At 50.2% G+C, this 13,618-nt stretch carries 11 protein-coding genes and 1 pseudogene; 7 read left to right on the forward strand and 5 right to left on the reverse strand.

Annotated features, from left to right (window positions below):
* Window positions 1-662 precede the first annotated feature (662 nt).
* The 5 genes from FHP88_RS18805 to thrH form a co-directional block, all read right to left on the reverse strand.
* Window positions 663-1,721: an SAM-dependent methyltransferase gene (locus tag FHP88_RS18805; RefSeq protein WP_260843377.1), complete on the reverse strand. Its 1,059-nt coding sequence runs from the start codon at window positions 1,719-1,721 to the stop codon at window positions 663-665.
* Between the two features lie 18 nt (window positions 1,722-1,739).
* Entirely contained in the window at window positions 1,740-3,293 is a 1,554-nt protein-coding gene (locus tag FHP88_RS18810; RefSeq protein ID WP_144360688.1) for a response regulator, read from the reverse strand.
* Window positions 3,294-3,303: 10 nt separating this feature from the next.
* Window positions 3,304-4,362 (reverse strand): HD domain-containing phosphohydrolase, encoded by a 1,059-nt coding sequence (locus FHP88_RS18815; RefSeq protein ID WP_144360689.1) that lies wholly within the window; start codon window positions 4,360-4,362, stop codon window positions 3,304-3,306.
* 155 nt (window positions 4,363-4,517) lie between these two features.
* A complete protein-coding gene (locus FHP88_RS18820; RefSeq protein WP_144360690.1) occupies window positions 4,518-5,315 on the reverse strand; it encodes a response regulator in 798 nt (265 codons plus the stop codon).
* A gap of 150 nt (window positions 5,316-5,465) precedes the next feature.
* Window positions 5,466-6,077: a bifunctional phosphoserine phosphatase/homoserine phosphotransferase ThrH gene (thrH, locus tag FHP88_RS18825; RefSeq protein WP_144360691.1), complete on the reverse strand. Its 612-nt coding sequence runs from the start codon at window positions 6,075-6,077 to the stop codon at window positions 5,466-5,468.
* A 191-nt stretch (window positions 6,078-6,268) separates the two neighbouring features.
* On the opposite strand from thrH, the gene FHP88_RS18830 reads away from it, so the two are divergent.
* The 7 genes and pseudogenes from FHP88_RS18830 to FHP88_RS19430 all read left to right on the forward strand — a co-directional run.
* Complete coding sequence (locus FHP88_RS18830) at window positions 6,269-6,658, forward strand: MerR family transcriptional regulator (protein WP_144360692.1); 390 nt, start codon at window positions 6,269-6,271, stop codon at window positions 6,656-6,658.
* 85 nt (window positions 6,659-6,743) lie between these two features.
* A complete protein-coding gene (locus FHP88_RS18835; RefSeq protein WP_144360693.1) occupies window positions 6,744-7,868 on the forward strand; it encodes a thiolase family protein in 1,125 nt (374 codons plus the stop codon).
* Complete coding sequence (locus tag FHP88_RS18840) at window positions 7,868-10,192, forward strand: 3-hydroxyacyl-CoA dehydrogenase/enoyl-CoA hydratase family protein (protein WP_144360694.1); 2,325 nt, start codon at window positions 7,868-7,870, stop codon at window positions 10,190-10,192. The genes FHP88_RS18835 and FHP88_RS18840 overlap by 1 nt, the downstream gene beginning before the upstream one ends.
* A 4-nt stretch (window positions 10,193-10,196) precedes the next feature.
* The gene (locus FHP88_RS18845) at window positions 10,197-11,978 is read left to right on the forward strand and encodes an acyl-CoA dehydrogenase C-terminal domain-containing protein (protein ID WP_144360695.1); all 1,782 of its coding nucleotides are present in this window, start codon (window positions 10,197-10,199) and stop codon (window positions 11,976-11,978) included.
* A gap of 36 nt (window positions 11,979-12,014) precedes the next feature.
* Window positions 12,015-12,545 (forward strand): thioesterase family protein, encoded by a 531-nt coding sequence (locus tag FHP88_RS18850; RefSeq protein WP_144360696.1) that lies wholly within the window; start codon window positions 12,015-12,017, stop codon window positions 12,543-12,545.
* 116 nt (window positions 12,546-12,661) lie between these two features.
* Complete coding sequence (locus FHP88_RS18855) at window positions 12,662-13,459, forward strand: enoyl-CoA hydratase/isomerase family protein (protein WP_144360697.1); 798 nt, start codon at window positions 12,662-12,664, stop codon at window positions 13,457-13,459.
* A 70-nt stretch (window positions 13,460-13,529) separates the two neighbouring features.
* Window positions 13,530-13,618 (forward strand): annotated as a pseudogene (locus FHP88_RS19430) (electron transfer flavoprotein subunit beta/FixA family protein); the annotation flags it as partial.

Raw genomic sequence — 13,618 nt, forward strand, 5'->3', positions numbered from 1 at the left:
CTAAGGGTGTGGATTATGACCCGGAACTGAATCCGGTAATAGCAAACTAAACAAAAGAGGTAGTCTTATCTTAACGATTGCGAAGTAAGCTGTGTAATGGCAAACAGGTCGAACCGGCGCTGATAAAACCCGGGAATGTCCGAGTGCGAAAAGCACGTAAAAGCAATGGGGCATCAGCGCGCGAACAACCCATTATGGCCCGGCATCTGCGTATGCCACATTAAGAGGCCGGATATACGTATGCAGTCGCGCCTACCGTCAAACACAGGTTACTTGCAAACGAGGAGGAGTCCATATACAGACATTAACGATCAGGTCCGTAGGGCGTGCCCACCCTACCTAGCTCCATTGTTTTATTGTTTTCCATTTCAATTAGTCTGACCTTTGCGGACGTTAAGAAACAGCTGGCAAAGCGAATTAATTCTCTCCGCTCCCTTTGACGCTAAGTCATGGTGCTATAAGTATTGCAACCAAAAACCAGCCAAGTACGGAAATAACCCCATAAACATAAGCAAAGCGCTTCAGCTTTGTTTTTTCTGAGTTACTTGTAAAACAAATCTCAGATGAAATACCGTCCAGGTAATTATGGAGTATGCGCGTGGGCACGAAAACGTGCCCACCCTACCTGACTGTTTACCAAGTGATGTTTGATCTACAACTCTTTATCCTTTTCGATAGAGATAGTGCCCATTGCCAAAAAAATCACCCGCTTTGGGGGCAAAGAGCACGACTTTGCAAACGATAAAATAGTTGTTCCAGTAACGGATATCCTCTTCAGATAAGTGCGCCGCATGGAGCTGTTCAATCTGATCCCAGAAGCGACGATGCCATTCATCAATCGTGCGCCAGTAATTCATACCGTTGATATACCAGCCCTGAACGGGCGTCAGGTGTCTGTTCTGATCTAGCATGACTTGATGCGGCCAGACGCGCCCACCGGGAAAATAGATGCCAACGGGTGTTTTGCTAGCATCGAAATACTTGGGAAATACCGGTTGGGAGACAATGAGGTGTAGAAATACTCGGCCACCGGGTTTGAGCAGGTCTGCCATCACTTTAAAGATCGCGTCAAGATTGCTGACCTGTTCGAAGACGGCTATGGAGATCACCAGATCATAACTTTCTATACCCAGGTCTGCGGTAGTCAGATTGCTGATGTCATCCTGGATAAGCGTGAGCTTGGCCCTGCTGAAGAGATGGTCAGGATTGTTTTGTTGGCTGCGAATATAATCAGCCTGAGTTTTACTGGCTGTGATTGTTACCACTTCCACATCGGGAAAGTGTTCAAACAGATAGGCTTCGAATGAACCGAATCCACAACCAATGTTGAGAATCTTTTCATCCCCCTTGATTTGGGCGCGCTCACAGATCAGTCGAAACTTCTCTTTCTGCGCCTCTTCGAGTGTGAAAGTACTCTGCTTTGCCTGCTCGGCTGTTTCTCCATAAAAGGCCATGGAGTAGGCCATGTAAGATTTATCCAGGAAGGATTGAAAAAATTCCAGTGGCTGGTCGTAGTGGACCGACATGAGATCTTCGGTCTCTTCCCAGGTCGGGCCCTGATCGGTGGTGATGCCAAAGGCTTCCAGCGTATGTTTTTTGTCGGCTTCCTGTTGATACTCTTTGGCAAAGTACCGTGTCAGTCGAGACTCGTAGAGTTCAAGCTCACGTGAGCCATAGGGGTGGATGCCTGCTTGCTGTAGCTTTTCGATCAGTCCATTCATGATTCAGCCCCGAGAAATTTATTCCTTTTGGTAGGCTGAATTATTACCTTTTGAAACATGATCAAGCAAGGCTTGAATGGTGGAAGTGCGACAAGTGCCAATCTCTTTCACGAGATTGTCGAGTTCAAGTGGTGAGCTGGACTGGGTGATTCGTGTTGTACGCACGGCCAATCTGTAGAGATTGAGTGCACCAAGGTTACCTGCGGTATCTTTAAGTCTATGACCGTATTCAATGATCGATTTGATCTCTTTATTCAGTACGGCTTCCTCAAGCCCATGAATCAGATCACTACTCTCCTTGTCAAATTGATTCACCAATTCAAGTAGAAAGCCTTTCTCCTTGCCAAGGCGCTTAAGCTCTTCTAATTGGTGTGTGTCGAGTGTCAGGTCATCATTTTGAGAAGGGTGGCGGCCGGTAGAGGCGTGATAGCCAAAAACCTCGTTTTTGTCGCGCTCCTGTTGTATCGCTTCTGCGATGGTCGCATGCAACCGCTGAGTGGATAATGGCTTAACCAAAAGGTTATCGATATCCGCAATCTCACAGCTCTGAATGGTTTGCGAGTTAGGGTTATCCAATAACAGAACGAAGGGAACCCAGGGTTGATTGAGATGTGTGAAACGGTAGAGCTTTATCACTTCAATGCCTGAGATATCGGGCATGTCTGCATCAAGTATGGCGAGGTCGAAATGATGACTATCCAGTGCGTCCAGTATCTGGGTGCCTTCGGTGATCAAAAAAGTTTGATGTCCAGCTGCACTCAATAGTCGGCGAAGTTTATTGCAGTCATTATTATTGTTGCTGGCAATCAGTATTTCTAGTGGTTGTTGTTGCTTGTCAGCCTCATAGTGATCCAGTAGTTGTACGACATTGTGGTGTGTTTGTACTTCGCGCGCGCTGTAGAGCGCGCTGTAGAGTAACGTTTTATCAATGGGCGTGGGGAGAATCTTGGAGTAACCCGCGGTTTGTAACTGTTCGGCCCGAGAGGGAATGACGCTTCCACCCGCGTGGATGAGATAAATTGATTGCAGTAGCGGTTCTGCTCTAAGAGCGATAGCGAACTGGCAATCATCCATGTCGAGATTGGCCTGATCTACCAGCACCGTTTGATAAGGTTTTTGCGCCAAGCTTGACTCTATAAGTGTGGCGTATGCGCGGGCACTCGATTTAACGGTTTTATAAGTTACACCCCAGCTATTAAGATGCTGGGTGATATCTTTTTTGCCCGTACTGGTATTTGAAATAAGCAGTAATTGCATCTCACCAAAGTCAGTGGAAATTGTATCGGCAACTCCAGGCTCACGGGTTTCTGTTTCACGCGATAACAGTAAGTCGTCATTGCAATCATCAGATGGAATGCTGGCAGCAACGGGCCGCTGTTCCTGCTTGCTGAGATTAAAGACAATAAAGAGTATTGGCGTACTGAATACGACTGCGGGGACGCTGATCATCCATGAGATGCCGCCAAAAAGTAACAGCAAATCAAGGGAGAATATACCGGCAGCGATGATGTAGATTTGCCTATCCAGGCTCTTTGGTCGGTCTGTTTCAGATGAATTACGATTGCTTTCCATGGCATTGCATTCAGTTGTTAAGAGATCTTTGGTGATTGGGCAGTTTGTTGTGTATATCGAGCACCTTGTCCATATTGGCAAGGAAAGCGTCTACACAGTCGGGATCAAAGTGCCGTCCTCGTTGCGCTTCCAGATAACCCACTGTTCTATCCAGTGACCAGGCTAATTTATAGGGTCGCTCTGAGCGCAAGGCATCAAAGACATCGGCTACGGCAACAACGCGGGCTTCTATTGGGATGTCGGCTCCTTTCAGCCCTTGAGGATAACCATTGCCATCAAATCGCTCATGGTGACCATAGGCTATGATAGCGCCTGCCTGGATATAACAAGAGGTACTGTCTCGCAAAATATCATAGCCAATTTGAGTGTGCGTCTTCATGATGCTCCACTCGCGTGTTGAGAGTTTTCCCGGTTTAAGCAAAATATGATCAGGTATGCCAATTTTTCCAATGTCGTGCATCGGAGCGGCTAGTCGTATGATTTCGCAGAGATCGTCCTCGAGATTGATCGATTTGGCTATGAGGCAAGCAAAATCTGACATGCGCATGACATGATCGCCTGTCTCCTCATCGCGAAACTCCCCGGCCCTTGCCAAGCGCAACAAAGTCTCTTTTTCTCTAAGCCCGAGTTCTTCCGTTTTGCGTGAAATCTCCTGTTCAAGCCAGCGGGCACGGTCTTTAATAATGACCTGCTGTTTGCGCAGCTGGAGAAGATTTCGGCACCGTGCACGACACTCGTAGTGGTCAATTGGCTTTGAAAGGAAATCGGTTGCCCCGGCTTCGAGCGCCTGATAGCGAATCGCTTTGTCATCCATGCAGGTAATGATAACCAGCGGAATATCGGTGCAAGAGGGAATTTGTCTGAACCAGTGAGTAAACTCTACACCGTCCATGTTGGGCATTTTATAATCAGTAATGACCAGGTCGTGGTTATTGTGCTTTGCCCACTCAAGTGCCTTTATTGGATCAGAGAAACACTCTACATGAATATTTTCATCAATAGAGTGAATCAACTCCTCAAGTATCATCAGACTGATTGTCTGGTCATCAAGAATTAAAACCGTTGGCATACCCAATCCTCATGCGCATCCGGGACACTTTGCTCCCGCATTAGAGCCCTCTACATTAATGGAAGATGGGCTGAGCAATGATGTTATGTGTTCTCTGAAAACATATTATGTTATTTAAAAACATAAAGATAGCGCATCAATTCCGTACTATTTTGTTACTCATCGGTAAATAGCTGCTGCAATAATGTTCTGATATTTCCGGGTTCAAAGGGTTTGTCACAAATGGCGGAAACCCCGGCTTGTTGCACTGCAGCCAGTCGATTTTCGTTCTCTTCGCTGGTCACCATAATGATGGGTATTGATGATTGATTGCTGTTTGCCCGTATGTGATTGACCAACGCCTCGCCGTCCATTTCAGGCATATTGTAATCAGTCACAATCAGGTCAAAGAAGTTTTGGTCCAGTAACTCCATCGCCTCTTTGCCATTATTGGCCTCGGTAAAGATCTCCAGACCAAGGTTTTTCAAGGTTTTTTTGATATATTTTCGGGCTAGCGCGCTGTCATCAACGATCAATACATTAAGGTTTTCAGGGTCATAACGTCCAAGGTCGAGAGAGTCCGGGTCAAGAAACTCAAGCGTACTGCCGAGTGCGATACGTAGGGCATCCTGAGAAAATGGTTTCGGCAGAATGGCGATTGCACCAGCTTGGCGTATGGGGTCCAGGTAGCGAAAGCGGGTTTCGCTGGAAGCCAGCATAAAGGCTGTATCATTAAAGCGCTCATTTTCGCGCATTTTGTGTACCAGATCGGTACCCGTCATATCCGGTAAGTAAAGGGTGCTGATTACCAAGTCAGGCTCGTAGTCTTCCATCTGAATAAGTGCTTCCTGCCCACTCAAAACCGTGTAAATCTGATGGATTCCAAGATTATTCAGGTAGTTACAGATGATTTTTTGCTGGGTGGCCGAGGGCTCAACCAGCAGCACCATAAGATCGGTGAGTTTCAGCGCCATACTCCCTCCAGTCGGCATACTCACCTTTAGCGACCAAAGGGCTATTTTCTTTATGCATTATTGTTTGCTATGAGGCTGTTTTTGCAGGTTTTTAGAGGGCCGCTGATCTGTCTGGGCAGTTTGCCCACCCATACAGTCAGCGAAGTGGTATCAGAGTGGTCGATTGCTGGCGCTTTTGAAGGCTTCTCGGAAAGCGTCGTAATCATTTACAACGGGAAATTGTGGAAATTCATCAATAACATTTTGCGGTGGCCGAAACAGGATGCCGCGATCCGCTTCAGCCAGCATGGTGGTGTCGTTGTATGAATCGCCAGCGGCGATGACGCGGAAGTTCAGGTTGTGAAAGGCCTTGACGGCCTGACGTTTTGGATCTTTCTGGCGAAGGTGGTAATCCTCGACCATGCCGTTCTCATCAATGCCTAATTTATGGCAGAGCAGCGTTGGGTGACCCAGTTGGCGCATCATGGGGGCGGCGAACTCATAGAATGTGTCAGATAGAATGACAACCTGGAAGCGTTCCCGCAGCCAGTCCAGAAACTCCCTTGCTCCCTCCAGTGGGGACATGCCATCGATGACTTGCTGGATATCTGACAGCCCCAGCTTGTGCTGTTTCAGGATCTGCAGACGCTGCTTCATCAGCACATCGTAGTCGGGAATGTCGCGGGTGGTTGCTTTCAGCTCCTCAATGCCCGTGCGCTCGGCAAAGTTGATCCAGATTTCAGGTATCAGTACCCCTTCAAGGTCGAGACAGGCCATTTCCACGCGTCAGTGCTCCTATATCAAGGCTATTCGGAGGCATTATTACCCCATAAAAATTGCCGCTAGGATACACGATGCCACCGGGTATGGGCAGGGGTGACCGGGCAGGAAAAAATGATAACTAAATAACCATAAGGTAAAATGGTTGACGTATACGTAACCCTTGTCTATATTGCCTCTCCAAGGAGTGAGATATGGATAAGTTGTTGACCGTTACCGAACTGGCTGAAGAGTTCAATACCACTGCAAGAACCATCCGGTTCTATGAGACAAAAGAACTACTCAGCCCCCAACGTGTGGGATCCACCAGGGTCTACACTTATCGTGATCGTGCGCGTCTTAAGTTGATCTTAAGAGCCAAACGACTTGGCTTTTCACTCACAGACATTCGCGAGTATCTGAATCTTTATAACGTCGATCCTGAGCAGTTGGAGCAACAGCAACTGCTGCTGGCAAAAATCAGTCGGCGTATAGAAGAGTTGGAGCAGCAGCAGGAAGATCTGGTGACAACGCTGGAGGAACTGCGGGATATTGAGCAGCAGGCGTTGTCCAATCTGAAAACAAGAGCGATTACTACTGAGTAGTCATGGTAGTGGATCAGTTTGCATTAAAGCGCATTGAGCGCAGCACAATCCAGTCACAACTGGTAAAAATTTGGCGGAGAATGTAATGAAAAACATCGTGATTGCAGGCTATGCCCGCACCCCATTTACCCTTTCCAATAAAGGTGCCTTAGCGAAAACACGCCCGGATGATCTGGCGGCGGCCGCGATAAAAGGTCTGGTTGAGCGTAGCGGGGTTGATGTTGAGTCGATTGAAGACCTGATTCTGGGAAACGCCTTTCCTGAAGGTGAGCAGGGATTCAATATGGCCCGTTTGGTGGTGTTTCTCAGTGGGCTGCCCATCTCAGTCGGTGGTGCCACGGTAAACCGTTTCTGTGGCTCCTCCATGCAAGCCATTCATCAAGCCGCCGGAGCTATCACAATGGGTGCTGGAGAGGTCTATATCTGTGCAGGCGTTGAGTCCATGACCCGCGTGCCGATGGCCGGTTTTAATCCGATGCCCAATCCACAACTTGCAGCAGACATGCCCGGTGCCTATATGGGCATGGGTGAAACAGCTGAAAACCTGGCACGTAAGTATTCAATCTCCCGTGCCGACCAAGAGGCGTTTGCTGTGACCAGTCATGAGAAAGCCGCCGCCGCACAGGCTGCCGGCAGGTTGAGCGATGAGATCGTCGCCGTCAGTGGCGTGGATCAGGATGGCTGTATCCGTCCAGAAACCACCCTTGAGAGTCTGGCCGGTCTGCGACTCGCCTTCGATGAAAACGGTAGCGTGACGGCGGGTACTTCATCACCTTTGACGGATGGCGCGTCAGCGGTGCTGGTCTGCAGTGAAGATTATGCCCGTGCCAATGGCCTGGATATCCTGGCGAAGATCCGCAGTTTTGCCATCTCTGGTTGTGCGCCAGATATCATGGGTATCGGTCCGGTTATCTCTACTCAGAAAGCACTCAAGCGTGCCGGTCTGACTATGGCGGATATCGACATCATTGAATTAAATGAAGCCTTTGCCTCGCAATCACTCGCCTGTGTACGTGATCTGGAGATTGATCTTTCCAAGACCAATCTTGATGGTGGTGCTATTGCGTTGGGCCATCCCTTAGGTGCAACCGGGGCGCGCATCACTGGCAAGGCCGCTGCACTGTTGAAACGTGAAGGTAAACAGTTCGCTTTGGCCACCCAGTGCATCGGAGGCGGCCAGGGTATTGCCACCATTCTGGAGGCGATCTAATGGAGATCAAAAAAGTCGCCGTGATTGGCGCCGGTGTTATGGGGGCGGGGATTGCCGCTCACATTACCAATGCCGGGATTCCTGTGGTGTTGCTGGATATCGTGCCGGAAGGCGCGGACAACCGGAATGTAATTGCAGAAGGGGCCGTGGCGAAAATGCTGAAGACGCAACCGGCACCCTTCATGCACAAGAAAAATGCACGTCTGATAACTACCGGTAATATCGAAGACAACCTGAATCTGATTGCAGATTGTGACTGGATTATTGAAGCGGTTATTGAACGGCTGGACATCAAGCAGTCGCTGTATAAAAAACTGGATGCGGTTCGTGCTGAAGGTTCGGTGGTTTCATCCAATACATCAACCATACCGCTGCATGATCTCGTATCAGGACAGAGTGAAGCCTTCGCCGAAGACTTCATGATCACCCACTTCTTCAATCCACCCCGTTACATGCGGTTGCTGGAGATTACTGATGGTGAGCAGACCCGCCCTGAAGTGGTGGATAGTATTCGCCGTTTCTGTGATCAGTCACTGGGCAAAGGTGTGGTCTACTGCAAAGACACCCCGGGATTCATTGCCAACCGCATTGGTGTGTTCTGGATTCAGGTAGCGATACTCGAAGCGATGGCCCTTGGCCTGACGGTGGAAGAAGCCGATGCGGTGATGGGTCGTCCCGTGGGCATACCCAAGACCGGTGTGTTTGGTCTCTCCGATCTGGTCGGTATCGATCTGATGCCCCATCTGATGGAGAGCATGCAGCGCACACTGTCAAAAGATGATCCCTTTATCGAAAAGAGCACCATCCCTGAATTGATCAGCAAGATGATTGCCGACGGGTATACCGGACGCAAAGGCAAGGGTGGTTTTTATCGGCTGAATCGCGAAGGTGGACAGAAAATCAAGGAGAGTATTGACCTGCAAACGGGTGAGTACCGTCCAACTGCCAAGGCCCATCTGCAATCACTCTCAGCTTCAAAGCACGCTGGCCTCAAAGGACTGGTTGCCCATCCAGACAAAGGTGGCGTGTACGCGAAACGGGTGCTGGCCCAAGTGCTTGGTTATGCCGCGAGTCTGATTCCCGAAATCGCTGATGACATCCTTGCGGTTGATGAGGCAATGAAGCTGGGTTATGCCTGGAAATACGGTCCGTTTGAGCTGATCGATCAGTTAGGCGCAGCCAACTTTACAGAATTGATGGAGAGTGAAGGGCTCGCCGTGCCGCCCCTGATGCAATTGGTGGCCGATGGCAGTTTCTATCGTGTTCAGGATGGACAACTGCAGTATCTGGATACCCAGGGCATCTATCAGGATGTGAAGCGTTCTGAAGGCGTGTTGTTGCTGTCTGATATCAAGCGTCGCAGTGAGCCTCTGTTGAAGAACGGTTCGGCCTCGCTGTGGGATATTGGTGACGGCGTGCTCTGTCTCGAATTCACCAGCAAGATGAATGCAATCGATCCGGATATTCTCAAACTCATTGGTGAGTCAATACCGGTTGTTGCCAAAGGCCATAAGGCACTGGTGCTGCATAACGAAGGTGAAAACTATTCGGTCGGTGCCAACCTCGGTCTGCTGCTGTTTGCCGCCAACCTGGGTACCTGGGATCAGATCGAAGAGATGGTTGAGGGGGGGCAGAAGACCTACCAGGCCCTGAAAAATGCACCTTTTCCTGTGGTGGGCGCACCTGCGGGTATGGCATTGGGTGGTGGCTGTGAGTCACTGCTGCACTGTGATGCGATACAGGCGCATGCAGAGACCTACATCGGTCTGGTTGAAGTGGGTGTCGGGCTGATTCCCGGTTGGGGCGGCTGTAAAGAGATGCTGCAACGCTGGATCACTAATAAACGTCGTCCCGGTGGTCCGATGCCTGCTGTGATCAAATGTTTTGAAACCATCAGCACCGCCGTGGTGGCCAAGTCTGCTGCTGAGGCAAAGGATTCTCTTTTCTTCCGTCATGAAGACGGTATCACCATGAACCGGGATCGACTGCTGGCCGATGCCAAGGCCCGCGCACTGGCGATGGCTGAAAACTACCAGCCACCCGAACCCATTGAAATCAGACTGCCCGGGCCAACCGCCAAGGCCGCGATGGAGATGGCTGTTAAGGGTGTGCGGCTGGCTGGCAAGGCGACCGCTCATGATGTGGTGGTCTCCATGGCGCTGGCAGAGATGTTGAGTGGTGGTGATACCGATATCACCGAGACATTGACTGAAGATGATCTGCTCACTCTGGAGCGTGAAGTGTTCATGTCATTGATACGCCATCCCGACAGTCTGGATCGTATGGAACATATGCTGGAAACCGGTAAACCGCTGAGGAATTAAGACAATGGCAAGCTATAAGACACCACTGCGCGATATGCGCTTTGTGTATAACGAACTGTTTGATGCCGAGGCGATTCACGCACTACCAGGCTGTGAAGAGGTAACGCCGGATCTGGTGGATGCCATCCTGGAAGAGGCGGGCAAGTTTTGTGAAGAGCGTCTGTTTCCACTGAATCGCTCCGGTGATGAAGAGGGGTGTCACTTTGAAAATGGCAAAGTAACCACGCCGGCCGGACTGAAAGAGGCTTATCACGATTTTAACGAGATGGGTTGGGGTGCGTTGGCGGCCGATCCTGAGTACGGTGGTCAGGGGCTGCCCAACTCGGTCAGCATGATGGTTGAAGAGATCATGTGCAGCACCAACTTCGCCTTTGGCCTTTATCCCGGCCTGACCCACGGTGCCTACAATGCACTGGTGGCGCGTGCCAGCGATGAACTGAAGCAGCAGTATCTGCCTAACATGGTATCCGGAAAATGGAGCGGTTCCATGTGTCTTACCGAACCGCAGTGTGGTACGGATCTGGGGCTCATTCGCACTAAAGCGGATCTTCAGGAAGACGGCAGTTATCACATCACCGGCACCAAGATGTTTATCACGGCGGGTGAACATGACCTGACAGAAAACATCATCCACTTAGTACTGGCTCGCACTCCCGATGCACCAAAAGGCATCAAAGGAATCAGCCTGTTTCTGGTACCCAAGATCCATGTCAATGACGATGGTTCTCTGGGTGAACCCAACGGTGTCAGTTGCGGTTCTATTGAACACAAAATGGGCATCAATGCATCCTCGACCTGCGTCATGAACTTTGATGATGCCAGGGGCTTCCTGGTGGGTGAACTGAATAAAGGCATGGAGGCGATGTTCATCATGATGAACACAGAGCGTCTCGCCGTCGGTATTCAAGGGTTGGGTATTGGTGAGGCGTCATACCAGGGTGCAGTCGAATATGCCCGTGAGCGGCTTCAGGGGCGCTCTCTGACCGGGGTCAAATCACCAGACAAGCCGGCTGATTCGCTACTGGTTCATCCTGATGTGCGCCGCATGCTGTTAACCCAGCGTGCCTATGTGGAAGGGAATCGTGCACTGTCCGGGTGGGTGGCCACCGAGATGGATCATGCCCATCGCAATCCTGATCCACGCCGTAAGCAGGAGGCGAAAGATTTCGTCGCGCTGATGACGCCTATCGTCAAAGCCTTCATGACCGATACCGGTTCAGAAGTGGCCAACCTGGGTGTGCAGGTGTTTGGTGGTCATGGCTATATCCGTGAACACGGTATGGAACAGTATGTCCGTGATGCACGCATTGCGCAGATCTATGAAGGCACCAACGGTATCCAGGCAATGGATCTGGTAGGCCGCAAGATGCCGGCACACATGGGTCGTTATCTGCGTCGCTTCTTTCATCCGGTACGTGATTACCTGGAATCCAAAGAGCATGACTTTTCCATGCACGCCTATCTGATGCCGCTGGCCAAGGCCTTTGGCCGCCTGCAGAAAGCAACGGCTTTTCTGGCACAAAAGGGTATGTCCAATCCGGATGAGGCGGGTGCGGCGGCAGCGGAATACCTGCGTCTGTTTGCACTGGTGGCACTGGGTTACCTGTGGATGCGGATGGCCGATATCGGTAAGCAGAAACGGGATGATGATCCACTGTTTTATCAGGCCAAGGTGGATACGGCGCGTTTCTATTTTGAACGCATTCTGCCACAGAGTGGCGCGCTGTTTGCCAATATCATGTCGGGTTCAAAAGGGATGATGAAATTTAATGACGAAGCCTTTTAAGGCGGGTTGGCGGGCAAGGGCGGCGGGTTGTAATCAATGAATCTTCTGTTTCGACTGATCTTTCAGCTGATTACATCCCGCTTTCGCCCACAACAATCCATACTGGATGCGGCGGTTCTTCAGATGCGGGTTTGGCCGACCGATCTGGATATCAACCGGCATCTGACCAACTCCCGATACCTGGCGTTGATGGATCTGGGGCGGATTGAGTTGATGTTGCGCACCGGCATGATGGGCAAGGTGTTAAAGCGTCGCTGGCTGCCCGTAGTCTCTATTGCCACCCTGCGTTTCAGGCGTGAGATCAGTCCGTTTGAACGCTTTTCACTGCACACCCGTCTCTTGGGCTGGGATGAGAAATGGTTTTACATGGAGCAACGCTTTGAGACGGCACGTGGTGTAGCTGCTGTGGGTATTGTGAAGGGACTGTTTCGTGGACCCAAGGGCAATGTACCTTCACAGGAACTAGTGGGACTTACCGGCTATGAAGGTGTGATGGAAAAGAGTGAATTCCTGAAGGCACTGGATGCGTTCGAAAAAGAATTAAAAATAACAGAGAACATCGACTGATTGTAATAACGGTTTATGTGGAAGCGGATTGGCCACTGCGAGCAGGGGGCAACCGTATCGTAGTATTTAAAGCTGCCGCTTCCACTTTTTATTTATTGTCCGGATGAGGATGAATCATGGGTGAGACAGTACGAATCGAACAGCAGGGGGCGGTTACAATCGTCACGCTGAACCGGCCCGCATCGCTTAATTCACTTAACAGTGAAATGTCTTATGAACTGCGTGATAGCTTTTCGGCCATTGCCAAAGATAAGGCGATTCGTGCTGTTGTTCTCAGAGGTGAAGGGAACCACTTTATGGCGGGTGGTGACATTGCCTTTTTCAAAAAGAGTCTAGAGCTCACTCCTGATGAGCGTAAAGAAAAAGTCACCGAACTGATTGGTGTTGTACATGAATTTATTACCACGCTACGCACCATGCCCCAGCCCGTTATTGCCAGTGTGCGAGGTAATGTGGCCGGCTTTGGTATGAGCCTGGTCGCTGCATCGGATCTTGCGATTGCTTCTGAAAATGCCCTGTTTACCCAGGCCTACTCTCAGATTGGCACCAGCCCAGATGGCGGAAATACTTTCTTCCTGCCCAGAGCTATCGGCACCAAGCGCTCCATGGCGATGACTTTGCTGAATGAGCCGGTCGAAGCTGAACAAGCCATGCAGATGGGCTTGATTAATAAAGTGGTCGCCGATGATGAACTGGAAACGGTTACGTTAAAATTGGCAGGGCGATTGGCACAGGGTCCGACGCAGGCCTACGGTCGTGCCAAACAGCTGATGAACAGCACTATGGGTAATACGTTGCAGCAACAGTTAGATGCCGAACAGGAGCGTTTTGCACGCTGTTCTATCAGCCATGATTTTGCTGAAGGGGTTACGGCCTTTATGGAAAAACGCAGGGCCGATTTCACGGGCGAGTAGTCTTCACTATTCGTCTTATTTAAAAACAAAACTCGAAACAGGCGACAGCCCAATCAACCGAAGGTGATGTATGAAAGTACTGGTCGCAGTAAAGCGCGTTGTGGATTACAACGTAAAGATCCGCGTGAAGGCGGATGAGACGGGGGTGGAGTTGGCCAA

The sequence above is a fragment of the Sedimenticola selenatireducens genome (assembly GCF_007625115.1).
Taxonomy (GTDB): Bacteria; Pseudomonadota; Gammaproteobacteria; order Chromatiales; family Chromatiaceae; genus Sedimenticola; species Sedimenticola selenatireducens_A.